23 protein-coding genes are annotated in these 23,979 nt (G+C 42.5%); 20 read left to right on the top strand and 3 right to left on the bottom strand.

Annotation, left to right across the window (positions count from 1 at the left end; genetic code table 11):
- The first annotated feature begins 175 nt into the window (after positions 1-175).
- From AC0OMU_RS18605 to AC0OMU_RS18545, 13 genes are all read left to right on the top strand, one after another.
- On the top strand, positions 176-913 hold the full coding sequence (locus AC0OMU_RS18605; RefSeq protein ID WP_015384747.1) for a hypothetical protein: 738 nt from the start codon (positions 176-178) through the stop codon (positions 911-913).
- Entirely contained in the window at positions 903-2,807 is a 1,905-nt protein-coding gene (locus AC0OMU_RS18600) for a DUF6792 domain-containing protein (RefSeq protein WP_474241413.1), read from the top strand. The genes AC0OMU_RS18605 and AC0OMU_RS18600 overlap by 11 nt, the downstream gene beginning before the upstream one ends.
- Before the next feature lie 14 nt (positions 2,808-2,821).
- Positions 2,822-3,181, top strand: a complete 360-nt coding sequence (locus AC0OMU_RS18595) for a hypothetical protein (RefSeq protein WP_015384745.1) — start codon at positions 2,822-2,824, stop codon at positions 3,179-3,181.
- Positions 3,182-3,345: 164 nt separating this feature from the next.
- Positions 3,346-5,115 carry a multidrug resistance ABC transporter ATP-binding protein/permease BmrA gene (bmrA, locus tag AC0OMU_RS18590; RefSeq protein WP_474241412.1) on the top strand — a complete coding sequence of 590 codons (1,770 nt, stop codon included), beginning with the start codon at positions 3,346-3,348 and terminating at the stop codon, positions 5,113-5,115.
- Positions 5,116-5,240: 125 nt separating this feature from the next.
- Positions 5,241-6,695, top strand: coding sequence for a tetratricopeptide repeat protein (locus AC0OMU_RS18585; RefSeq protein WP_015384743.1), 1,455 nt, complete (start codon positions 5,241-5,243; stop codon positions 6,693-6,695).
- Between the two features lie 380 nt (positions 6,696-7,075).
- On the top strand, positions 7,076-8,485 hold the full coding sequence (gene cwlO, locus AC0OMU_RS18580; RefSeq protein WP_474241411.1) for a peptidoglycan DL-endopeptidase CwlO: 1,410 nt from the start codon (positions 7,076-7,078) through the stop codon (positions 8,483-8,485).
- Between the two features lie 205 nt (positions 8,486-8,690).
- Positions 8,691-9,641 carry a thioredoxin-disulfide reductase gene (gene trxB, locus AC0OMU_RS18575; protein WP_003228139.1) on the top strand — a complete coding sequence of 317 codons (951 nt, stop codon included), beginning with the start codon at positions 8,691-8,693 and terminating at the stop codon, positions 9,639-9,641.
- Between the two features lie 318 nt (positions 9,642-9,959).
- Positions 9,960-10,436, top strand: coding sequence for an 8-oxo-dGTP diphosphatase (locus AC0OMU_RS18570; protein WP_010886622.1), 477 nt, complete (start codon positions 9,960-9,962; stop codon positions 10,434-10,436).
- Between the two features lie 24 nt (positions 10,437-10,460).
- Positions 10,461-11,348 (top strand): RNase adapter RapZ, encoded by an 888-nt coding sequence (rapZ, locus tag AC0OMU_RS18565; RefSeq protein ID WP_003243903.1) that lies wholly within the window; start codon positions 10,461-10,463, stop codon positions 11,346-11,348.
- A 1-nt stretch (position 11,349) separates the two neighbouring features.
- A complete protein-coding gene (gene mgfK, locus AC0OMU_RS18560; protein WP_003244450.1) occupies positions 11,350-12,303 on the top strand; it encodes a gluconeogenesis morphogenetic factor in 954 nt (317 codons plus the stop codon).
- Between the two features lie 22 nt (positions 12,304-12,325).
- Positions 12,326-13,276, top strand: coding sequence for a DNA-binding protein WhiA (whiA, locus tag AC0OMU_RS18555; RefSeq protein ID WP_003228147.1), 951 nt, complete (start codon positions 12,326-12,328; stop codon positions 13,274-13,276).
- 23 nt (positions 13,277-13,299) lie between these two features.
- Complete coding sequence (locus AC0OMU_RS18550; RefSeq protein ID WP_003219835.1) at positions 13,300-13,557, top strand: HPr family phosphocarrier protein; 258 nt, start codon at positions 13,300-13,302, stop codon at positions 13,555-13,557.
- Positions 13,558-14,322 carry an arylamine N-acetyltransferase family protein gene (locus tag AC0OMU_RS18545; protein ID WP_015384739.1) on the top strand — a complete coding sequence of 255 codons (765 nt, stop codon included), beginning with the start codon at positions 13,558-13,560 and terminating at the stop codon, positions 14,320-14,322. It begins immediately after the preceding gene.
- A gap of 35 nt (positions 14,323-14,357) precedes the next feature.
- Here AC0OMU_RS18545 and AC0OMU_RS18540 read toward each other — a convergent pair whose 3' ends face one another.
- Positions 14,358-14,567, bottom strand: coding sequence for a lipoprotein (locus AC0OMU_RS18540; RefSeq protein ID WP_003243327.1), 210 nt, complete (start codon positions 14,565-14,567; stop codon positions 14,358-14,360).
- 146 nt (positions 14,568-14,713) lie between these two features.
- Between AC0OMU_RS18540 and psdR the strand changes: the two genes are divergently transcribed.
- The 4 genes from psdR (at position 14,714) to psdB (ending at position 19,268) form a co-directional block, all read left to right on the top strand.
- Positions 14,714-15,427, top strand: a complete 714-nt coding sequence (gene psdR, locus AC0OMU_RS18535) for a two-component system response regulator PsdR (RefSeq protein ID WP_015384738.1) — start codon at positions 14,714-14,716, stop codon at positions 15,425-15,427.
- On the top strand, positions 15,421-16,491 hold the full coding sequence (gene psdS / locus AC0OMU_RS18530; RefSeq protein ID WP_015483745.1) for a two-component sensor histidine kinase PsdS: 1,071 nt from the start codon (positions 15,421-15,423) through the stop codon (positions 16,489-16,491). The genes psdR and psdS overlap by 7 nt, the downstream gene beginning before the upstream one ends.
- A gap of 82 nt (positions 16,492-16,573) precedes the next feature.
- The gene (gene psdA, locus AC0OMU_RS18525) at positions 16,574-17,353 is read left to right on the top strand and encodes a lantibiotic ABC transporter ATP-binding protein PsdA (protein ID WP_003228167.1); all 780 of its coding nucleotides are present in this window, start codon (positions 16,574-16,576) and stop codon (positions 17,351-17,353) included.
- Complete coding sequence (psdB, locus tag AC0OMU_RS18520; RefSeq protein ID WP_015483744.1) at positions 17,328-19,268, top strand: lantibiotic ABC transporter permease PsdB; 1,941 nt, start codon at positions 17,328-17,330, stop codon at positions 19,266-19,268. Before psdA ends, psdB begins: the two co-directional genes overlap by 26 nt.
- Before the next feature lie 36 nt (positions 19,269-19,304).
- Here the strand turns inward: psdB and AC0OMU_RS18515 are convergent, their stop codons facing one another.
- Positions 19,305-20,282, bottom strand: coding sequence for a 2-hydroxyacid dehydrogenase (locus AC0OMU_RS18515; protein WP_474241410.1), 978 nt, complete (start codon positions 20,280-20,282; stop codon positions 19,305-19,307).
- Positions 20,283-20,663: 381 nt separating this feature from the next.
- Here AC0OMU_RS18515 and AC0OMU_RS18510 point away from each other — a divergent pair, with 381 nt between their 5' ends.
- Together AC0OMU_RS18510 and AC0OMU_RS18505 are read left to right on the top strand one after the other, a co-directional pair.
- On the top strand, positions 20,664-21,257 hold the full coding sequence (locus AC0OMU_RS18510; RefSeq protein ID WP_010886620.1) for a beta-class carbonic anhydrase: 594 nt from the start codon (positions 20,664-20,666) through the stop codon (positions 21,255-21,257).
- Positions 21,258-21,275: 18 nt separating this feature from the next.
- On the top strand, positions 21,276-22,868 hold the full coding sequence (locus AC0OMU_RS18505) for a SulP family inorganic anion transporter (RefSeq protein ID WP_063334711.1): 1,593 nt from the start codon (positions 21,276-21,278) through the stop codon (positions 22,866-22,868).
- A 26-nt stretch (positions 22,869-22,894) separates the two neighbouring features.
- On the opposite strand, the gene AC0OMU_RS18500 is transcribed toward AC0OMU_RS18505, so the two are convergent.
- Positions 22,895-23,215, bottom strand: coding sequence for a MazG nucleotide pyrophosphohydrolase domain-containing protein (locus AC0OMU_RS18500; protein ID WP_015483742.1), 321 nt, complete (start codon positions 23,213-23,215; stop codon positions 22,895-22,897).
- Positions 23,216-23,331: 116 nt separating this feature from the next.
- Here AC0OMU_RS18500 and AC0OMU_RS18495 point away from each other — a divergent pair, with 116 nt between their 5' ends.
- Complete coding sequence (locus AC0OMU_RS18495; protein WP_015384731.1) at positions 23,332-23,907, top strand: LOG family protein; 576 nt, start codon at positions 23,332-23,334, stop codon at positions 23,905-23,907.
- Positions 23,908-23,979: the final 72 nt, after the last annotated feature.

The following is a 23,979-nucleotide window of genomic DNA, read 5'->3' as shown; positions in this document are numbered from 1 at the left end:
ATACATGATTAGTTAATAAAAGGAGATCAAAACCGAGTCTCATTTCCTATTTATCCAAATTCCGCCATGATGTAACATGAAAAAGGATGAAATAATCATCCCTTAACCAGGTCAATAGAATTATTTTTGGTATAAAAATAGAATACTATTCTCACAAAACCCGTGGAGGTTCGTAATGAAAAAGATCATCTTTATTTGCTTCAGCTTATTACTTGCCCTGACAGGAGGATGCAGTATGAATGACAATGATAAAAACACCACAAATGACAATAAAACAGAAGCGGTAAAACCAAAAGACATGGATCCCAAGGATCTGCCTCAAGTACCTGCGTTTCAGGACGAGAAAACGAGAGAGTACATGGTGTCAACAAAAGAAGAGGAACCGGGGTATTATTTGCTGGAATCTAAGCTGAAAGGGTTTAGGATGCTGTTTCCGGAGGATGGGGAGTATCTCCCTGATTATTCTGCGTCAAATGGAGAAAATAGTGAATCAATTGGGTTTCAAAGCTATAATGAAAAATCAAATATTCTCTTAGATGCGCAAATAAGCTACTATAACAAATCTTCATTTATTAATGATCCAGAGACAATGCTGGACCAAATTAGTAATGAGAATGGTTACAAAGGAAATTTTAAGAAGCAACAAACTGACGGAAAAGTAGTTTACGCAGCAACAAAAAAAAGCAATTTTAAAAACAGTGATCGTAAATACAATTTTTCCTATCGTTATTTTGGATATATAAAATCCAATGAAGAAGAGTATCTAGGGATAGTATATTCTTTTATAGTCCGCTGTAAAAAAGATGATAAACCTTGTACTTTGGATGAAGCTCGAGCAAAAGAAAAAACTGATAAACTAATTAATTCTATAACCTTTTTAAGAAATAACAAGGAGGTTAGAGATGGAAAATAATAATGTTTTCGGAAATGAAAATGTAAAGCTCCGTTTAATTAACTTAGAGTATGCCTATAAAGAAAAGTTTGCATCGAACAATCCGGAAAAAGTAAAAAAAGCCAAGGAAGAGTTTGAAACTGAAATACGGAGGATCTATAAAGAAGAAACTAACTCGGAGCTTCCTAAAGAAATAGAGATATATACTTCACACGAACTTATTCAAGAAAATAAGAACATAGATAAACGGATTAGAGATTCTGGTTATGATGGTACAGCGATTTATATAAAGGAAAAGAAAAATGATATAGAGCAGCTTCATATTATTTCTGAGGGGAGTGCTGATAACGCAGATTGGTCTTATAATTTCTTTGGTTTGTTTTTAGGTATTGATGATAACCAATACAGAGCTACGAGAGAATTTGTAAAGAATTCAAAGAAAAAAGCAGGTAATTCCGAGGAATTAAGAACATTTGCGCTAGGACATTCTCTTGCTAATAATAACCAAGTATTAGCTCAATTAATTGATGGAGAATTTGATGAAGTATATGGAGTGAATGGGGCACAAATAAGTATCGACCAACTTTTATTAGCTGATAGAAATTTGGTAGATTTTTTATTAAATAAATATGATCTTAGTCGTCAAGAGCTTAAAGAGCTTCCACGAGAACAGCTAAAAAAAGCAATCACCCAATACTACAATGACAAAGGCGTCACAGCAAACATCACCCAGCGTATTTCTAAAGATGACCCGCTTTATGGCGTCAGCGGAAAGGCCGATTTTATTACATTTGGCAATGTAAAGATGAAAGATACAAATACAGATGTCAAAGGAATCAGAAGTATTATAGATAAGATTCCTGATGAGGAAGTCCGTTCTATCCAAACTTTTTTACGAAAGTATTCGGATGAATATAAAAAAGGCGGGCTAAACGGATTTATCATGGCTTCGACCGGGATAGATGCAGAGCTTGTCGGCAGTATATTTAGTGCTGATGGAAATGTGGCGAAAGGGAAAATAGTGAAAGACCGGTTTGGTGATATACAGGTAATGGTTAAAAATATCGGGGAAAAAATGCCGGCCTTTATCAAATTCTTTCATACAATCTTGAATAATAGCGGAACAGTTGTGGATCAGCTTGAAGAGAATGGGTATATTGATGAGGCGCAAAGGAAGAGTATCGAAAAACAGTTAAAAATTGTTAATAGTAAGATAGGCGATATAGAAATTCAATATCAACAGTTAAAATACGCACTTTCTACTAATAATGTAGTTGCAATTGTTTATTATGTCTGTGAGTTAATAGGCAGTGTTAATGAATTAAAAGATGCATTTGAAACACTCGACACAGAAACAAAAGACGCACTAAAACTTATCGTCGACGGCCACAGTATCGTTCAAATGCTCAACGCCTTGTCAAAGGAAAAAGGCTTCAGCTATAAAGGCTCCGATATTTATTTTACAGGGAAGAGCGGCTCGGGAGAAACGATTCAAGTCAATCTCTCATCCGCTGTCAGAATCTATCAAAACGGTATGAAAATCGTTGAAGATATGGAAGATGCGATTTCTAAGTACCAGAAGGTTTACAGCCAGGAAATCGATGAAGACTTCATAGACAAAAAGCAGGCGATCATCACGGCTATTCATCATATGGAAGAAAACCCTTCGCATTATGCCTTCGATCTTCAATTCCGGCTTGCAGCTGGTTTCAGCCACACATTCGATAAATTGGAGAAAATCTCAGTTCATGAATCATTCCACACAGGTGCGCTTCCTGCTAATGATGGAATTGTTGCTGAATTAAAAAAACAGACAACAGAAAAAAGAGATTTTATCAAAAATATCCGCGAGAGTTTTGAAAAGCTGTTTGAAAAAGAAGAAATGATTTCTCAGTTATTTGATTTTCAGCCTTAGGAGGAATATGAAGAGTGACTTCCTTATTTTCAGAAAGTGAAACAGAAATTGTATCAACGACCTATATGTTTCTTACCCAAGATGAAATGAAGGGGAAAGCGGGCACCCTCAATCAACCGATCAACGACTTTCTCAGCCTGACAAAAAAATTTGAGTCTTCATTAAAAGAGGAAATCAAAGGGCAAAAAGGGTTGATTGTAAAAAAAATAAAAAAAGAGCTTGAGTCTAAAAGCGAAAAACGAAAAGCCGCCCTTGAGATGATAAAAGAAGAACATACTGCAAAAGTTGATCGATACAAAATGATAATAGAAGACCTGCGACAGCAGGAGGTAACATTGACTTATAGAAAAAAGAAGCCTGTGAAAGATGTCTAACATAAAAATCTCCTATTCAAACAATGAGTGGGAGATTTTTATTTTGATCACCGCAAAAATATACTGAAAAAGTCTTTCTCCATTGATATGATTGAGAAAGAGTAAAAATCATCCTTTTGCTATACATTTCACCTTTCTGAACGCTGAAACAGGAGGAAAAATATATGCCAACCAAGAAACAAAAATCTAAAAGTAAATTGAAACCCTTTTTTGCATTAGTAAGACGGACCAATCCTTCTTATGGAAAGCTTGCCTTTGCGCTGGTCCTCAGTATTGTGACCACACTGGTCAGCCTGCTCATACCATTATTAACAAAGCAGCTTGTCGATGGCTTTTCTATGTCAAATCTGTCAGGCACGCAAATCGGTTTGATCGCGCTTGTGTTTTTCGTTCAGGCCGGTTTAAGCGCTTATGCCACCTATGCGCTTAACTATAATGGACAAAAAATCATCTCCGGGCTGCGGGATTTATTATGGAAGAAATTAATTAAGCTTCCTGTCTCTTATTTCGACACAAATGCTTCCGGGGAAACAGTCAGCCGTGTAACGAATGATACGATGGTGGTCAAAGAACTGATTACAACCCATATCAGCGGGTTTATTACAGGCATCATTTCTGTCATTGGATCATTGACAATCTTGTTTATTATGAACTGGAAGCTGACACTGCTTGTGTTAGTGGTCGTTCCGCTGGCCGCTCTCATCTTGATGCCGATTGGCCGGAAGATGTTTTCTATCTCACGGGAAACACAAGATGAAACGGCTCGTTTTACAGGCCTGCTGAATCAAATTCTCCCGGAAATCAGACTCGTTAAGGCTTCAAATGCGGAGGATGTCGAATATGGACGCGGGAAGATGGGGATTTCCTCATTATTTAAGCTTGGAGTTCGTGAAGCCAAGGTTCAATCGCTTGTCGGCCCGCTTATTTCACTCGTGTTAATGGCAGCGCTAGTCGCAGTGATCGGATATGGCGGCATGCAGGTCTCATCAGGCGAGCTCACAGCCGGAGCGCTCGTGGCTTTTATTTTATATTTGTTTCAAATTATTATGCCGATGGGCCAGATTACAACGTTTTTCACACAGCTGCAAAAATCAATCGGTGCAACAGAACGAATGATTGAGATTTTGGCAGAGGAAGAGGAAGATACAGTGACAGGAAAACAAATTGAAAATGCGCATTTGCCTATCCAGCTTGATCGCGTGTCTTTTGGATATAAGCCTGATCAGCTGATTTTAAAAGAGGTCAGCGCTGTCATTGAAGCAGGTAAAGTCACAGCGATTGTCGGTCCGAGCGGCGGGGGGAAAACGACGCTGTTTAAGCTGCTTGAACGTTTTTATTCTCCGACTGCAGGGTCCATTCGGCTGGGGGACGAGCCGATTGATACTTATTCGCTTGAATCGTGGCGGGAGCACATCGGGTATGTATCGCAGGAAAGCCCGTTAATGTCCGGGACAATCAGAGAAAATATTTGCTACGGGTTAGAACGAGATGTGACGGATGCTGAGATCGAAAAAGCCGCGGAGATGGCATATGCGCTCAATTTTATAAAGGAGCTGCCGAATCAGTTTGATACAGAAGTGGGCGAACGCGGCATTATGCTGTCAGGCGGACAAAGGCAAAGAATCGCGATTGCGAGAGCGCTTCTCCGTAACCCAAGCATTCTTATGCTCGATGAAGCTACCTCAAGTCTCGACAGCCAATCTGAAAAATCAGTTCAGCAGGCGCTGGAGGTGCTGATGGAGGGCCGCACAACGATTGTTATCGCTCACCGATTATCTACCGTTGTAGATGCGGACCAGCTTTTGTTTGTTGAAAAAGGGGAAATTACCGGCCGTGGAACACACCATGAGTTAATGGCTTCCCATGGACTTTATCGGGATTTTGCTGAACAGCAGCTGAAAATGAATGCGGACTTAGAAAACAAAGCCGGGTAAATTCTGGTCGAATCAGCCAATAAAAAAGAGGAGGGATTTTCCCAATCCTTCCTTTTGAACTATTGAGGGGCTTACGATTTATGGTATACTACTGACGGTAATATTGTATAAAACGGAGGGTAGTTGTGGGAAAACACACTTCTGAACATAAAAATCACGCACAAATTGTCCAGCTGCTTCAAGATGGACAATATTTTTTTCATAAAGGCTTGAAAGCGTATAAAGAGCGCAATCTAAAACGGGCAAGCAAACTGATTCAGCGCGCGGTTCATTTGGAGCCGGAGGATTCAGAGATGCTTTCACAGCTTGCGGTCATTTATTCGGAAATGGGCCAGTATCAAGAGTCGAACGATCTTCTTGACTATATCATGGCAAATCTGGAGGCCGAAATGCCGGAGTGCCATTACTTTAAAGCGAATAACTTTGCCCATCTGGGGCTCTTCCAGGAAGCTTATAAAGAAGCGGCCGCTTATTCTGATGCGGACCCGGATGGTGAATTCGCCGAAGAAAACGATAGTCTGCTTGATTTGCTCGATTTAGGAGACGACGGCATTGAGGATTCGTTGTATGACCAGGATGAACTGCTGGTGAAACAGGATCGGGCAAAGTCATTGCTGGAAAGCGGCCAGCTTGCTGAAGCGGTTGCGGCGCTTGAGGAAATCACAGCTGAATATCCGGAGCTTTGGTCAGCATACAACAATCTCGCGCTTGCCTACTTCTATTCAGGAAACGTTGTAAAAGCGAAGCAAACCGCTTATGAAGTGCTTTCTCATAATGAAGGAAATCTTCACGCCTTATGCAATCTTCTCGTTTTCTACTATTATGAAAGAGAAGATGAAAAAGTGGCGGAATTGAGTGATCAGCTCTCCAATGTCTATCCGATGCTAATGGAGCAGCGTTATAAATTGGGTGCTACTTTGGCGCTTGTCGGCCGCTACGAGATCGGATATAAATGGCTCAAATCATTATATAAAACCGGCTTTGAAGGTGACGACACCTTCTTTTACTGGCTTTCCTGCTCTGCTTATTTTACGGGACATACCGACTTTGCCGAGACGATCTGGAGAAAAGTCGAGTCGCAATATCCCGGCGAAGACCGCCCGGCGCCTTGGATAGAGCGGAGGGAAGCTCTTCCTTCATCTGTGGAGCAGCGTCTCGCAGCCTATTATATCAGCAGCACAAAGGGAGAAACGGAGCATCTTGAAGCGGTGATACGCTCAAAGAGAATCACCGCTTCTTTTGAAAATCATTTTGTAAAGCTGCTTCTAAATGGAGATTCTGGGGCTGCTGACGTTTCAGAGGATGCACTTTTCGCCTATCAAACGGTCAAACTATTAGAGCAAGCTGAAAAAGAAGAGATGAAAACAGAAGTCATGAGCTGCTGGGTTTTCCATGTCATCCAGCAAATTCGTGCAGCCGCTCCGTTGAAGAATGAGAAAGGCTGGGCAGCAGCCATCTGTTATATTTGGAAAGAAGCCCATGGCAAGCAAGACACGAAAAAAGACACAGCGGCCCGATTCGGCATCTCTCCGGCAACTTTGACGAAATATATGAAATATATTGATGATATTCTAGAATAGTAAATTTTAAAGAGTCGATTTATTTAATCGACTCTTTTTTTGTTTGATAGATTATATTAAGAAAATAATATCGACAGTTTTTTTACACGCTTAAGAAAAATGACAAATGATGTGTGACTTGACATCTGTTTGAAACATAAATGTAATAAAATTTATCGCTAATTTGTCGAAACTTGATGGTATAATGATTCTCGTACATAAGGAATTAGTGTTTTTTACATATGATGTGAAATAAACGCTATACAACCAGAATAAGAGATGCACAGAATAATTAACCATAAACAACCATCATTCCTCGTAGAGTATGAGGAACGAAACTTGATGTTCAAAATACGATTCCAAATGAGGACAGGTTCACAGTAAAAGGGAGGATATAAAAAGTGAGAAAGAGTTTAATTACACTTGGTTTGGCTTCCGTCATCGGGACAAGCAGTTTTTTGATCCCATTTACAAGTAAAACTGCATCGGCGGAAACATTAGATGAAAAGAAACAAAAAATCGAAAGCAAGCAATCTGAGGTTGCTTCCAGCATTGAAGCGAAGGAAAAAGAATTAACTGAGCTTCAGGAAAATCAATCAAAGATTGAAAAAGAACTGAAAGACATTAACGCTAAGGCGCTTGATACAAGCAACAAGATCGAAGATAAAAAAGAAGAAAATGATAAAACAAAAGAAGAAATCAAAAAACTGAAAAAAGAGATTAAAGAAACAGAAGCGCGTATCGAAAAACGCAATGAAATCCTGAAAAAACGCGTTCGTTCTTTACAGGAAAGCGGCGGATCTCAAGGATACATAGATGTTCTTCTAGGATCAACAAGCTTTGGTGACTTTATCTCTCGTGCGACTGCGGTTTCATCTATTGTGGATGCAGACAAAGATTTAATCAAACAGCAAGAGCAGGATAAAGCGAAGCTCGAAGATTCTGAAGCGGATTTGAATGAAAAGCTGAAAGAAGTTCAAGCTGCATTGGCTAAATTAGAAACAATGCAAAAAGACCTTGATAAACAGCTTAATGAAAAAGACAAGCTTTTCGACGAAGCAAAAGCAAGCCAAAAGAAAACGGCTAAAGCGATTTCTGAATTGAAATCAGAGGCGTCTGAACTTGCAAATCAAAAAGCAAATACTGAAGCTGAACAAGCACGCATCAAAAAAGAACAAGAAGCAGCGGCTGCTTTGATCAAAAAGCAGGAAGAAGCACAAAAAGCATCTGATGAAACACAAACAGATGACAGCCAAACGGCTACAACTGAATCAGCAAAAGCAAGCTCATCTGATGATTCTTCAGACAATTCTTCTAACGGTTCATCAAACAGCTCGTCTAACGGCTCATCTTCTAAGAAGAGCAGCGGCTCAAACAGCAATTCAGGCGGCACTGTTATCAGCAACTCTGGCGGAATTGAAGGCGCGATCAGCGTTGGTTCAAGCATTGTAGGACAATCTCCATACAAGTTTGGCGGCGGACGCACTCAGTCTGATATCAACAACCGTATTTTTGACTGCTCATCATTCGTACGCTGGGCATACGCTTCTGCAGGTGTTAACCTTGGACCTGTCGGCGGAACAACAACTGATACGTTAGTTGGCAGAGGACAAGCTGTCAGCGCGTCCGAAATGAAACGCGGAGACCTTGTGTTCTTTGACACTTACAAAACGAATGGACACGTAGGAATCTACTTAGGTAACGGTACATTCCTAAACGACAATACATCTCATGGTGTATCTGTTGACTCTATGAGCAATCCTTACTGGAAAAAAGCATTTAAAGGCGTTGTAAGACGTGTTGTTCAATAATAAATATGACAAGGGCCTTCTATAAACAGAAGGCTCTTTCTTTATTAACATATACCCTTTTCGAATACATTTAATCGTGTTGAGCAAAAAAATAGCGTATCACCATGAGATTTTATAGGATATGGGTAAGGAATACGTTTGATGGGGATTCTTATCATATAAGAAAGAGCCCAAACTTGAAAAGATGGTTTAAGGAGTGAATAGTGTGTCAGAAGAAAAAATTTATGACGTGATTATAATCGGCGCGGGCCCTGCTGGGATGACGGCCGCTGTATACACATCAAGAGCGAATTTATCGACATTAATGATTGAAAGAGGAATTCCTGGCGGACAAATGGCCAATACGGAAGATGTAGAAAACTATCCTGGATTCGAAAGTATCCTTGGGCCTGAGCTTTCTAACAAAATGTTTGAACACGCGAAAAAATTCGGCGCTGAATACGCTTATGGCGATATTAAAGAAGTCGTTGACGGCAAAGAGTACAAAGTAGTCAAAGCCGGTTCAAAAGAATATAAAGCCCGTGCTGTCATCATTGCTGCTGGTGCGGAATATAAAAAAATCGGTGTGCCTGGCGAAAAAGAATTGGGCGGCCGCGGTGTATCTTATTGTGCAGTATGTGACGGCGCTTTCTTTAAAGGCAAAGAACTTGTCGTTGTTGGCGGCGGAGATTCCGCGGTTGAAGAAGGCGTGTATCTGACTCGTTTCGCTTCAAAAGTAACAATTGTTCACAGACGAGATAAACTCCGTGCTCAAAGTATTCTTCAAGCGAGAGCATTTGATAATGAAAAAGTTGACTTCCTGTGGAACAAAACCGTGAAGGAAATTCATGAGGAAAACGGCAAAGTCGGTAACGTAACGCTTGTCGATACGGTAACCGGTGAAGAAAGTGAATTCAAAACAGACGGCGTATTCATTTACATTGGCATGCTTCCTCTGTCTAAACCGTTTGAAAACCTGGGCATTACGAATGAAGAAGGCTATATCGAAACAAACGACCGCATGGAGACAAAGGTTGAAGGGATTTTCGCTGCCGGAGACATCCGCGAAAAATCACTGCGCCAAATCGTAACGGCTACAGGAGACGGAAGTATTGCGGCACAAAGCGTACAGCATTATGTCGAAGAGCTTCAAGAAACGCTGAAAACCTTAAAATAAAAAGGGTTGTCATACGAGTTTCACATTACGTTACTGGGTTTTAATTCCGCTGTAACACATGTGTAATGCTTTTCGGTTATGATTAATAAAGTAATTGACCCCCTTTTTATAATGAATACACTTTTTTGGCACGGATTCTCCAGTTATCCGTGTCCTTTTTTTGTCCATAAATAAAAGATGAATGCCAGTTACAGCAAAATCATCTGAATTAAGGAATGAATATGCTGTAAAATAGAAGAAAAGATTGTCAATGTCTCTTCATTGTGGGAGGCATCTTGAAGCGGTATAATAAAGAGACGATGACAGGACGAAGGTTAGGTGACGTACTTGCAAAGAGTGACAAATTGTGTGCTTCAGACGGATGACAAAGTTCTTCTGCTTCAAAAGCCGAGACGCGGATGGTGGGTCGCGCCGGGAGGCAAGATGGAGAGCGGAGAATCAGTCAGAGACTCCGTCATCAGAGAGTACAGAGAAGAGACTGGTATCTATATCATAAATCCTCAATTAAAAGGCGTTTTTACCTTTATTATTAAAGACGGTGACCACATTGTCTCCGAGTGGATGATGTTTACGTTTGTCGCGGATTCTTATACAGGACAAAATGTATCAGAATCAGAGGAAGGCAAACTGCAGTGGCACGATGTCAATGACATTCAGAACCTGCCTATGGCCCCTGGAGACGGCCATATCCTTGATTTTATGATGAAGGGACAAGGGCTGCTGCACGGCACATTTACGTATACACCGGAATTTGAGCTGCTCAGTTATCGTTTAGACCCGCAGCACATCAAATAGAAAGACAAGTCAGGGGGGAGAAAGATGAGTGTTAGTGAATCACATGATATTCAGCTTGTCATTATAACCGGAATGTCGGGAGCGGGGAAAACTGTCGCGATCCAAAGCTTTGAAGATCTCGGCTATTTCTGCGTCGATAATCTTCCGCCTTCATTGCTTCCGAAGTTTTTAGAGCTGATGAAGGAATCAAATTCGAAAATGAGCAAAGTCGCGCTCGTGATGGATCTGCGCGGCCGCGAATTTTTTGACCGGCTGATTGAAGCGCTGGATGAAATGGCCGAAAATCCGTGGATCACACCGCGAATTTTATTCCTGGACGCGAAGGATTCCATTCTCGTCACAAGATATAAAGAAACGAGACGCTCGCATCCGCTGGCAGCGACTGGCCTGCCGCTTGAAGGCATCGCACTGGAACGAGAGCTGCTTGAGGAATTAAAAGGCCGCTCTCAAATCATTTACGATACGTCTGACATGAAGCCGCGTGATTTGCGTGAAAAAATCGTGAAGCACTTTGCGACAAACCAAGGAGAGACATTTACCGTGAATGTCATGTCATTTGGTTTTAAATACGGTATTCCAATTGATGCAGATCTCGTCTTTGATGTCAGATTTTTGCCGAATCCGTACTATATCGAAAGCATGCGGCCGCTGACTGGTAAGGATAAAGAGGTTTCCTCTTACGTCATGAAGTGGAATGAAACGCAAAAGTTCAATGAGAAATTAATTGATCTGCTGAGCTTTATGCTTCCATCTTATAAAAGAGAAGGAAAAAGCCAGGTTGTCATTGCGATCGGCTGCACAGGGGGCCAGCACCGCTCTGTGACATTAGCCGAGAATTTAGCTGATTATTTCAAAAAGGATTACTATACTCATGTTACTCACCGGGACATTGAAAAGAGAAGCCGGAAATAAGATGGGACAAAAGCCGAAAATCGCAATCTTTGGCGGCGGTACAGGTCTTTCTGTATTGCTTCGGGGCCTAAAGCATAAACCTGTTGACATCACGGCCATTGTAACAGTTGCCGATGATGGCGGAAGCTCTGGCCGTCTGCGGAATGAACTGAAAATTCCGCCTCCCGGAGACATCAGAAATGTGCTTGCCGCTTTATCCGATGTGGAGCCGCTTGTTGAAGATCTTTTTCAGCACCGCTTCAATAAAGGGAATGACTTAACAGGCCATTCTCTCGGGAATTTGATTTTGGCAGCGATGACAAATATAACCGGTGATTTTTTTCACGCTGTCACTGAAATGAGCAAGGTGCTGAATGTAAGAGGAAAGGTTTTGCCGGCTGCCAATGCCAGTGTCGTTTTGCATGCTGAGATGGAAGACGGCCGCGTGGTCTCAGGCGAGTCAACGATCCCGGAATACGGACAGCGTATTAAGCGTGTTTTTCTCACGCCTGAACAGATTGATCCGCTGCCGGAAACAATAGACGTGATCAGGGAAGCGGATTTGATTATTATCGGCCCGGGAAGCCTCTATACAAGCATTCTTCCCAATTTGCTCGTCCCAAAAATCGGGGAAGAAGTGATAAAGGCGCCGGCGAAAAAAGTATACATTTGCAACGTGATGACTCAGCCCGGTGAAACGCTCCATTACACCGCTGCTGATCATGTGAAAGCGCTCAATCAGCATATGGGCTGCGGTTTTATTGATACGATATTAGTGAACAGTGAAGACATTCCCGACGAAATAAAACGTAAGTACGAAATGGAATCTGCGCGTCCTGTTGATTTTGATATTGAAGAGCTGAAAGCGATGGGGCTTGAAGTCATCAGAGATCAAATTGTAACGTATAAAAATGACGTAATACGTCACGATACACATAAAGTGGCCTCTCTTCTTGTTGATTTACTGAAAGAATGAAGCCTTGAAATGAGGTGGCTATATGTCATTTGCATCAGAAACAAAAAAAGAATTAACGAATCTGGAAGTGAAGGACTGCTGCATTAATGCCGAGCTGTCTGCACTCATTCGGATGAATGGAGCCTTATCATTTACAAACCGCCATCTCGTACTCGATGTTCAAACCGAAAACGCGGCCATTGCCCGCCGCATCTATACATTGCTGAAAAAACAATATGATGTGTCGGTCGAGCTGCTGGTCAGAAAGAAAATGCGGCTGAAAAAGAATAACGTCTATATTGTGCGTTTTTCAGAAAATGCAAAAACGATCTTAGAGGATTTAAAAATACTCGGGGAGAACTTTGTGTTTGAACGAAGTATTTCGAAAGAGCTGGTTAAAAAGAGGTGCTGCAAGCGTTCTTATATGAGAGGAGCATTTTTGGCAGGAGGTTCGGTCAATAACCCGGAAACCTCCTCGTATCATTTAGAAATCTTCTCTCTTTATAAGGAGCATAACGATTCATTATGTGACCTGTTAAATGAGTTTCAGTTAAACAGCAAAACGCTCGAACGGAAAAAAGGCTATATTACCTATTTAAAAGAGGCTGAAAAGATTACAGAGTTTCTGAACGTAATCGGTGCTCACAATTCGCTTCTGCGATTTGAGGATGTCAGAATCGTTCGGGACATGAGAAATTCGGTCAACCGCCTCGTCAATTGTGAAACAGCCAACTTAAACAAAACGATCGGTGCATCGCTGAGACAGGTGGAAAATATTAAATACATCGATGAAAGAATCGGCCTGGAGGCGCTGCCTGAAAAACTTCGGGAAATTGCGCAGCTTCGGATTGATTATCAGGAAGTGACGCTGAAAGAGCTGGGGGAAATGGTAGCAAGCGGGAAAATCAGCAAATCAGGGATCAATCACAGGCTGAGAAAACTTGACGAAATCGCAGAACAGCTGCGGACAGGGCAAACCGTCACTTTAAAATAACCGTAAAGAAAAGGGGAGATCTTATGGTTCAACAGAAAGTGGAAGTTCGATTAAAGACAGGACTGCAAGCACGTCCTGCTGCTTTGTTTGTACAAGAAGCAAACCGGTTTACGTCAGATGTGTTTCTTGAGAAGGATGGGAAAAAAGTAAACGCCAAAAGCATCATGGGGCTGATGAGCCTTGCGGTAAGCACAGGCACTGAGGTTACCTTGATTGCCCAGGGAGAAGATGAACAAGAGGCGCTGGAGAAGCTGGCTGCTTACGTTCAAGAAGAAGTTTAGGTGATAAAAATGAGTGACTTTCTAAAAGACTGCTTTCAGAAAATCGGCTGGGAGAAAGACCATGTCAGCTTCGGCGATCTTCCCCTTTTTCTCAAAGCAATGGCATACCGTTTTCCATTCGAAAACCGTGCCGTACTTGCAAAAGAGAATTATAGGGTAACAAAAGAAGATCTATGGCGCCGTCTGGTCAAAGAACAGCACGGCGGCCTATGCTACGATTTAAATGGCTTCCTTTATTTTGTCTTGCGTGAGGCCGGGTTACATGTGAAGCTTATTCGAGGAACGGTTTATGCAGGCAATCAAGAGGGATGGGCACTAGAAGGGACGCATGCTGCTGTATGGCTGTCTGCGGAAAACGGCGATTACCTCGTTGATATCGGCTTCGGCATCAACCTGGCGCTCCAGCCGATACCGCTTTCCGGAGAAACGGTACAGTCACCAGTCGGGTCATTCCGAATCAAAAGAGAAGAGACAGAAAAGGGCAGCCATGTTCTGCTGATGGACAAGGGAGAAGGCTGGCAAATTGGGTACGCCTTTACCCTTGAAGAGAGTGATCTCGGTGATTTAGATAACATGAAGGACATCATTCACTCTCATGAAAAATCTCCTTTTAACAAATCCCCGCTTGCCTCAAAGCTGACGCCGAGCGGAAGGATGGTCATGTCAGAGCGCCATTTTACGATTTATGAAAACGGCGGTAACATTCAAAAAAGCGACATCGGCCCTTCAGGATTTGAAGAAGAATTAAATACTCATTTTTTGTAACGTGAAAAGCTTGCAGGTTATCTGCAAGCTTTTTCTTATGAACAAGTGTAGATTGCTGTATCAAATGCGTCTTCAGGGATATACAGTTTTCCCTTTTCGTATTTATAAGGAATTTCATTCTCTTTAAAGCACTCTTTGGTATAGTCAGTTAGTGTATCCCCAATTTCTATGTATTTCCCGGTATAGTTGGGCTGACATGCTGAAAGAATTGACGTCATTGCCAGAAACAGCATGATTTTCTTCATCACGACACCTGCCTATTATGAAAATTTTACCTTTATCATTCTATTATAACAAAAAGAAAAAGTCCGATTTACTATTCCGCACATGCTATAATAATTTTGGAATCTTCTAGAAAAATCATCGTGATGTACATATAAGGGGGATCAACGTGTATCGGATTTTGCTTGTGGAAGATGATGAGCGGATTGCTTCTTTGCTGGGCGGTCATCTTCAAAAATACGGATATGAAGTGAAAATTGCTGAACAGCTGAATGATATAAAATTGGAATTTGCAGAAATGAAGCCTGATCTTGTGCTGCTTGATATCAACCTGCCTTTTTTTGACGGATTTTATTGGTGCAGGCAAATCCGTACCATTTCCAATGCGCCGATTATCTTTATATCGGCACGGACCGATGAGCTGAATCAGGTAATGGCGATTGAAAATGGCGGCGATGATTATATCACAAAGCCGTTCCATCTGGAGGTAGTGATGGCCAAAATCAAAAGCGTCCTGCGCCGCACATATGGTGAATATTCGCCCTCTTTGCCGCAGGAATCTAGAATAGTGGAGCTTGGTGGGCTGACGATTTATCCTGATCAAAATGAGGCCGAATGGAACAGCTCCCGTATTCTGTTTTCCCAAAAAGAATTTCAGCTTCTCTCTATTTTTGTGAGGGAGCATAAAAAAATTGTTTCTCGTGATGAACTATTGGAGGCGTTATGGGATGACGTTGATTTTGTCGATGACAATACGTTAACGGTCAATGTCAACCGGCTGCGGAGAAAACTGGAGAATGCCGGACTGAAAGATTGCATTTCCACAATCAGAGGACAAGGCTATCAATTTCAAGTCAATCGGAAGGATGAAGCGGAGTGTTAAAGACTTACCTCATCGACCGCTTAGCCATTATTCTATTTTCATTATTAGGGATAGGATCCGCCATGCTGATTGCGTATTTAAGCATTGTAGAGAGCGGCGCAGAACCTTCCAAAGAAAATATGATGTACATATGGATTTTGCCCGGTACTCTTTTAGCCGCAGGTTTTGCTGTTGATTATGTTCGGCAATTTTCCTTTCTCACATATGTTAAAAAGCTTGCAGAACAAGCCTCTTCTTCGAATGACATCGGACAGTCTTTGAAAGCCAGAAAGCCAAGAACAGGAGAGCAAGCGCTTTGGACGAAAATGATCAACGCACTCGGGCAGCAATACGAAAGCAGGCTCTCACAATATATCAATCAGCAAAAACAGCATTATACCTTCACCAACCAATGGGTCCACCATATGAAAACACCGGTATCCGTCATATCCTTAATGATTCAGGAAGGAAAAAACGGAACCTCATCCTCTTTTCCGACGTTTTTAGAGGAGCTAGAGGATGAGAATGAGAGATTTCGCCACGGTCTTGATATGATGCTGCAAACGGCTCGGCTGGAGGAATTTGCATTTGATGTAAAACCGCAAACCTTTGATTTGGCAGAAATGGTTCGTTCACTGATCAATCAGGAAAAACGTCAGTTTATCAAGCGGCGCCTTTTTCCAACATTACATGTGCCGCCAAATGCCGTTCAGATTTCCAGTGATCAAAAGTGGCTTTCCTTTGTTGTCGAGCAAATCCTTTTCAACGCCTTAAAATATTCAAAGCAAGGTGTGGGAGACTCTATTACAATCCGGATTGAAACACAGGGACATGAGACGCGATTGTCGGTTGCCGATGAAGGAATCGGCATACCGCCGCAGGATCTGCCGCGGATTTTTGACGCGTTTTTTACCGGAGAAAATGGACGAACCATGAAAGAGGCAACTGGAATGGGCCTTTATTTAGCAAAACAGGTGTGCAGCCGTCTCGGCCATAAGCTGTATGCGGAATCAAAAGAAGGGGCTGGCACTGTGATGACCATCGTGTTTTCAAGTGACACCCTCGTGAATGTGACAGCATTGTAAGGTTGGGGAGCGGAATTGCAAGAAAGTTCGATGGGAGGATGCTGACTTCCTTTTTATAATAAAGAAAAAGGAGGAGCAGAACATGAACGTGTTGCAAACAACGAACCTATCGAAAACGTACTATTCAAATAAAGGAACAATATCATACCAAGCGCTCAGCGCCTTTGATCTCAGTGTGTCAAAAGGAGAATTTGTCGGGATTATGGGGCCGTCGGGAAGCGGAAAAACCACGCTTTTGAATTTGCTGGCTACCATTGATAAGCCGACCCAGGGCGAGATGATGATCAACGGCATTCAGCCGAAAACGTTAAAGGACCAAGAGCTGGCTTTGTTTCGCAGAAGAGAACTCGGCTTCGTCTTTCAGGATTTTAATCTGCTTGATACGCTGACGATTCGTGAAAATATTCTCTTGCCGCTCGCATTGGATAAGGTAAAGCTGAGAGAAATGGAAGCCCGATTGGATGAACTGGCGGATACGCTGCAAATCAAGCATATTCTCGATCACCGCACATATGAGGTGTCGGGCGGACAGCAGCAGCGGGCAGCCTGTGCCAGAGCGATTATTCACAATCCGGCGCTCATTCTTGCCGATGAACCGACAGGAAACCTCGACTCAAAATCGGCAAAGCAAGTGATGAACACACTGGCTCAGTTGAATGAGGAAAAGGAAGCGACGATTCTGTTGGTTACGCATGATGCGACAGCAGCAAGTTTCTGTAAACGAATTGTTTTTATTAAAGACGGACGTTTCTTTTCAGAGATTCACAGAGGAACAAACAGGCAGGTGTTTTATCAAAGTATATTGGATACCTTGAGTGTGTTGGGAGGCGATTTTCATGAATTTGAGAACTATCGCCCGTAAAAACATTCTTGGGAATCTGCAACGGTATGTGGCCTACTTTTTAAGCTGTGTGTTTGCCGTTTCGGTGTTTTTTGTCTTCACATCATTTATTTTTCATCCTGATGTCAATGAAGACAATATATATGGCGGAAGCCTTGTCAAAACATGCTTGAGCGCAGCTCTTGTCGTCATCATTGTGTTTTGTATATTTTTCATCACATATTCCAATTCAGCGTTTTTGCAGGCAAGAAAGAAAGAGTTTGGGCTGCTGACACTGTTTGGCACATCAAAGCAGCAGCTTCGCAAGATGATTTATTATGAGCAGTCACTTATTTCTCTTGCGGCGATTGCGGCCGGCATTGGAGCAGGCCTGTTATTTTCAAAACTGTTTTTTATGATCATGACATGGATGCTCAGCGTGAAGGTGCCGATTTCGTTTGCCATTGTGCCGAAAGCGTTTGTGATGACAATTGCCGGCTTTCTCATCCTGTTTCAGACGCTGCTCATTTTATCACTGGGACGGATTCGGAAGCTGGAAATCATTGAACTGATTAAATCGGCCAAAAAGCCGAAAAGCTTGCCGGTTTATTCGAAATGGCTCACTGTATTGTCTTTGCTATGTCTTGGCAGCGGTTATTATCTATCTGCAACAGCCAATGCAATTGACATGATGTTTCGGGTATTTCCAATTTTGATTTTAGTGTTAATTGGCACGTATTTCTTTTTTACACAAAGCAGTGTGGCGTTTTTCCGCATGCTGTACCGAAAGAAACACAGCTTCTACAAAGGCACAAATATCATTGTGCGTTCCAACATGATATTCAGGCTGAAGGATCATGCACGCATGCTGTTTTTAACCTCTGTCATTACAGCGGTCATACTAACAGCTACAGGTGTCATCTATATGTTTTATTCCGATTTACAAAGGCAGGAGGAGCAAAGCATTCCTCAGTCTGTTTCCTGGGTGGAAAAGGATGCTTCCCGCTTTCAGGTCATGAAGCCTGAGACGGCTGAGAATACATTGAAAAAAGCTCATGCTGTTATCAAGTATAAGGTGGATGCCACTGGGATTCCTGTCACTTTTCAGTCAGACTTGCCGTATGGAAATAAGAAGATGGAAGCGGAAGCTTTGCTGATTTCAGAAAAGGTCTATAATCAAGTCGCAAAGGAAAAAGGGTTCCCAGTTATTCATTTACAAGAAAATGAAGCATTTATTAATGTTTCTTTTCAAATGATGGTGAAAGACACATTTGGAGAAGGGGAAACAGCAGCATTTCATATGAAGTCAGGAAAAACCCTTTCCTACGTCATGAAAAAGCAGCAAAACAAAGGGATATTGATGTCTGTCGATGGAGTCAGCCGTTTATTGGTTGTCAGCGAAAAGAGCTTTGACAGTCTGTCACAGGATGTGCCGCTGAAGGAACAGATGAGAATGGTAGGTTATGAGCTTGAGCATTGGCAGGAGACGGTGGATGTCTCTGAAAAGCTTGAAAACATGGTGCCGAAAGAACATACATCTGATTTTCAAACACGTGCTCCTAGTTATCAAATTGTGAAGCAGGGAGTTGCATTAATGCTGTTTATTGGTCTGTTTGTCAGCGTGCTGTTTTTTATCGTGCAAGGAAGCATGCTGTATTTGCGGATGTTTACGGAAATAGAAGATACGAGAGTGCAGGTGTTAGCCTTAAAAAGGATAGGGGTTACGGACAAAGAGATTCACTCGATCCTTGGAAAGCAAATAGGATTTTTATTCTTCATCCCATTTATTGCAGGTGCGATTCACGCCGGCTTTGCGTATGCAGCGTTAAGTAATATGCTGAATTCCAATTTGTTTCTTGAGGCCGTAATTGTCATCTTCATTTATTTTGTATTCCAGGCTGTTTATTATATCGTCACCCGCCATATTTATAAGCGTGCTGTTCTTCAGCGTATGTAATAGAAATCCGGTCTGTTATCAGACCGGATTTTTGATTTATTGAAATTCTCTTGTGAGATTTTTCGGTGTTTGTCCTTGAATGGCTGCAATCATATTTTCGGCGGCCTGTTTGCACATGTTGAAGCGCACTTTAGCTGTTGCTGAACCGATATGAGGAAGCAGCGTGACATTATCCAGGTGCAGAAGCGGATTATCTCGGGTGACAGGCTCTTTTTCGTATACATCTAAGCCGGCTCCCCTGATCCAGCCTTCCTGAAGAGCGCAAACCAGTGCTTTTTCATCGACTGTCTTTCCCCGGGAAATATTGACGAAAATTGCTGAATCCTTCATCAACTTAAATTCACGTTCTCCTATCATGTGATAGGTTTCATCAGTCAGCGGCGTAATGAGAAGAATAAAATCAGATTGCTCCAGCAATGTATCAAGCTCTGCATATTTAACGCCGATGCTGTCTTCTGTTTCTTGTTTGCGATGTCGGTTATGATAAAGCACTTCCATATCAAAACCAAATTTGGCGCGTCTCGCTGCTTGTTCTCCAATTCTGCCCATGCCGATAATGCCTAACGTTTGATGATGAACATCAATTCCGAAAAGCGCTTCCTCTTCCACGGTTCCCCATTTTCCTGCTCTGACAAAACGGTCCAGTTCGGCAACACGTCTGGCGGAAGACAGAATCAGTGAAAAAGCCAGATCTGCAACTGTGTCATCCAGTGTATAAGGTGTATGAGTCCCGACGACTCCTCTTTCTTTCATTGCTTCTATATCGAAGTTATCGTAGCCTACTGATTGGTTGCTGACTACTTTGAGCTTAGGCGCGTGTTCCAGCAACTCACGATTGATTGACGGTCCGGACGTCCCTGATGTTAAAAGCCCCTCCGCTTCTTTTAATTTTTCAAGTAGCACGTCACTCGGAAGCGTATCCTCCTGCCATACTTCATAACGGCAATGTTCACCGATGAATGCTTCAATCTCTTCAGGAATCGGTTTTGTGATAAATACAAATGGTTTCAACAAGGCTCCCCCTTTATGGCTGTTGTCTATTTCATTATATCGGAAATAAATAGATGTTAAAAATATAGCTGCGTTTTTTAGTTTCTGGTTCTTTTGAACTTAAAATGAAGATCGAACAGCTAAATCTGCTTAAAAAAGTTTTTTAATTATCAGAATTCACCCATATTTTTTGTCAGACAAATCATCAATATGCGAGCTGCAGCCGGATTATAGGATTCATTAAATATAAATTTTATTATCTTTGAAAGATATAAATGTTTATGTTTTGATTCTACAGTCCAATTATAGTGTCTTTTTTTGAAAGCCTTTTCTTGGCTTATTCCTATGCTATAATTCCTTACTGTAAGCTGGGTAAGAAGGCTTGCAAAATCATATGGATGGGAGATGAATCAAATGGTTTCTTTAACATCAATTTTGGAACACAATCAGCGGTTTGTCAGTGAGAAGAAGTATGAACCGTACAAAACGACAAAGTTTCCTTCGAAAAAGCTCGTCATTGTCACCTGTATGGATACAAGGCTTACAGAACTTCTTCCGCAAGCAATGGGGCTTAAAAACGGTGATGCTAAAATTGTAAAAAACGCGGGAGCCATCGTTTCTCACCCATTTGGAAGCGTGATGCGAAGCATACTGGTCGCGATTTATGAATTGCAGGCTGAAGAGGTATGCATTGTCGGCCATCATGAATGCGGAATGTCAGGGCTGAATGCGTCCTCGATTCTTGAGAAAGCAAAGGAACGCGGGGTGGAGGATAGCTGCCTGAATTTGCTGACAAGTGCCGGACTCGATTTGAAAACGTGGCTGACTGGTTTTCACAGCGTGGAAGAAAGCGTTTCCCACAGTGTGAACATGATTAAGAATCATCCGCTGCTTCCGAAAAAAGTGCCGGTTCACGGACTTGTCATTCATCCTGAAACAGGAAAACTTGATGTGGTCATTAACGGTTATGAAACTGAGCTTATAAACAATCACTCATAAGGGAGGTTATAACAAAATATGCGATTCTCAGGGAGATTCAAGGGGTACAATTTGCAGAAATTTCAGAAAGACTTGATTGCAGGTATCGTAGTAGGTGTCGTGGCAATTCCTTTAGGAATGGCGTTTGCCATTGCCTCGGGAGTCGAGCCTGAATATGGGCTATACACTGTTGTTATAGCAGGGATTTGTATTTCTTTGTTTGGAGGATCAAAATATCAGATTGGCGGTCCGACGGGCGCCTTTGTCCCGATTTTATTCGGCCTTATCATGCAGTACGGCTTGGAAAATCTGCTGATTGCGGGGTTTATGGCAGGAGTGATGCTGGTACTGTTTGGGCTGTTTAAGCTCGGAAAAATAATGAAATTCGTGCCCAAACCCGTTATCGTCGGTTTTACAGCCGGAATTGCCGTGCTGATCTTTACGGAACAAATCGCTAATTTTCTCGGATTGAGAAATGTTGAAAAACATGAGAACTTTCATCACAACATGTTTGAAATTGTGCAGCAGCTCGGCACCTTTAACGTGTATGCCATTTTGACAGCTGTGATCGGGCTCGTCATTTTACTTGTATCCGCCAAGGTGATGCCTAAAGTGCCGGGCGCTTTGTTGGCGCTTCTTATTTCCACAGTGGTCGCGGTTGTCTTTTTCCCTGACCGCATGGCAACGATTGGGTCAACTTATGGAGAAATCCCCCGCCATTTGCCTGAATTTCAGTTTCCTGAGCTTACTTTGGATAAAATGGTTATGCTGTTTCCAGCTGCGCTTGTCATCGCGCTTCTTGGAGGACTTGAGTCGATTTTGTCCGCAATGGTCGCTGATAACATGAAGGGCTCAAAGCATGACAGCAACAAGGAGCTTGTCGGCCAGGGGATTGCGAATATGGCAGCGCCCCTGTTTGGCGGAATCCCGGCTACAGGAGCGATTGCGAGAACGGCGACCAATATAAAAAACGGAGCGGTTTCCCCAGTTTCCGGCGTCGTTCACGGCGTAGTCGTTCTCCTTGTCCTGCTTGTATTTGCGCCTTATGCGTCCCATGTGCCGCTCGCCAGTATGGCACCGATTCTCATGGTGGTCGCATGGAATATGAGTGAGCGCAAGGAAGTCGCAAACATGCTGAGACTGAAAAATGCTGATTCCTTTATTTTGGCGGCGACCTTCGCCCTTACGGTTCTGTTTGACTTAATCATCGGTGTGGCAACCGGATTGCTGCTTGCATTTGTGTTCTTTATCAGAAGAATGAGCGAAGCGACCCGCATCCACAATCAGGAATCGCATCCTGTTCTGGCGAAGAGAGAAGATCCATCTGTCAGCATGTATGCCATAGAAGGGCCGCTGTTTTTCGGATCAATTGATTCCCTTGAATCGTCATTGCTGGAGCATGTACAGAAAAAACCGAAAACCCTCATTCTGCTCATGAATAAGGTGCACTATATGGATACGTCAGCTGAAGCGGTGCTTGGGAACATTATGAATCGAATTAAGCGCCACAATGGAAAGCTGATGATTGTAGGATTGCAATCGCAGCCGAAGGAGCTGCTGCATAAAACAGGCCTTTTTCACAAAATAGGAAAGCAGCATTTCTTTGATCACCATGATGAAATCACAGGTTAAAAAAAGCGGCCATCGCGGCCGCTTTTTTATGCATGCTCAAATCGTTTTGTCAGTTTTTCTTGGTGGGCCTTCATGACGTCTTCTAAAGAGACACCATACATATCAGCAAGAATGGCGATATTTCCGATGACATCTCCCATTTCTTCAATCAATTCTTGTTTTAGCTCAGCGCGTGACGATTCTTTCTCATCCGGCCGGTCTCTGCCGATTTCATACGCCCTGACAGCCCGGGCCAGTTCTCCGGCTTCCTCCATTAAAAAGCCGACGCGAATAAAAGGTCCGTATTCTGTCCAGCCTCTTTTTTCGTAAAACTCTTTCATCCATTTTTCTGCATCAGCCAGTTGCAACCTCATCACTCCTGCATTCTTTATGTATTTCATATTGATATTATCACATGAAGATGGGACAATATATAGTGTGTTTTTGAATATTCAACACGATATATAGATGCGGAGATGACAAGATGAAAACCATTTGTGTATTTGCGGGATCAAACCCTGGGGGAAATGAAGCGTATAAAAGAAAAGCGGCAGAGCTTGGCGTGTATATGGCTGAGCAGGGAATCGGCCTTGTCTATGGGGGCTCCCGCGTAGGCTTGATGGGCACGATTGCTGACGCGATTATGGAAAACGGCGGAACTGCAATCGGGGTCATGCCGAGCGGTTTGTTCAGCGGGGAGGTTGTCCATCAAAATCTGACTGAGCTGATTGAAGTAAACGGGATGCATGAACGAAAGGCTAAAATGAGCGAGCTGGCGGACGGCTTTATCTCGATGCCGGGCGGCTTCGGTACATATGAAGAATTATTTGAAGTGCTGTGCTGGGCACAGATCGGCATCCACCAAAAGCCAATCGGACTGTACAATGTAAACGGATATTTTGAACCAATGATGAAAATGGTGAAATACAGCATTCAAGAAGGGTTTTCTAACGAATCGCACCTAAAACTGATTCACAGCTCGTCACGGCCGGATGAGTTAATTGAGCAAATGCAAAGTTATTCTTATCCGATTTTAGAAAAAAAGTGGACAGAAATTTAAAAAACAGACTTTCTCGTGGAAGTGGAGAGAATGAGTCTGCCACCTAGCGTATGAATTCATGAAAAATCGAGT

It is taken from the genome of Bacillus sp. FAU18, from assembly GCF_056033885.1.
This window is presented reverse-complemented; position numbering and strand designations above follow the sequence as displayed.

Bases quoted from the DNA above. Each gene is read 5' to 3' on its own strand.
- AC0OMU_RS18605 (WP_015384747.1), top strand. From the start codon at position 176: ATGAAAAAGATCATCTTTATTTGCTTCAGCTTATTACTTGCCCTGACA.
- AC0OMU_RS18600 (WP_474241413.1), top strand. From the start codon at position 903: ATGGAAAATAATAATGTTTTCGGAAATGAAAATGTAAAGCTCCGTTTA.
- bmrA (WP_474241412.1), top strand. From the start codon at position 3,346: ATGCCAACCAAGAAACAAAAATCTAAAAGTAAATTGAAACCCTTTTTT.
- rapZ (WP_003243903.1), top strand. From the start codon at position 10,461: ATGAGTGTTAGTGAATCACATGATATTCAGCTTGTCATTATAACCGGA.
- mgfK (WP_003244450.1), top strand. From the start codon at position 11,350: ATGGGACAAAAGCCGAAAATCGCAATCTTTGGCGGCGGTACAGGTCTT.
- whiA (WP_003228147.1), top strand. From the start codon at position 12,326: ATGTCATTTGCATCAGAAACAAAAAAAGAATTAACGAATCTGGAAGTG.
- AC0OMU_RS18550 (WP_003219835.1), top strand. From the start codon at position 13,300: ATGGTTCAACAGAAAGTGGAAGTTCGATTAAAGACAGGACTGCAAGCA.
- AC0OMU_RS18540 (WP_003243327.1), bottom strand. From the start codon at position 14,567: ATGAAGAAAATCATGCTGTTTCTGGCAATGACGTCAATTCTTTCAGCA.
- psdA (WP_003228167.1), top strand. From the start codon at position 16,574: ATGAACGTGTTGCAAACAACGAACCTATCGAAAACGTACTATTCAAAT.
- psdB (WP_015483744.1), top strand. From the start codon at position 17,328: ATGAATTTGAGAACTATCGCCCGTAAAAACATTCTTGGGAATCTGCAA.
- AC0OMU_RS18510 (WP_010886620.1), top strand. From the start codon at position 20,664: ATGAATCAAATGGTTTCTTTAACATCAATTTTGGAACACAATCAGCGG.
- AC0OMU_RS18505 (WP_063334711.1), top strand. From the start codon at position 21,276: ATGCGATTCTCAGGGAGATTCAAGGGGTACAATTTGCAGAAATTTCAG.
- AC0OMU_RS18495 (WP_015384731.1), top strand. From the start codon at position 23,332: ATGAAAACCATTTGTGTATTTGCGGGATCAAACCCTGGGGGAAATGAA.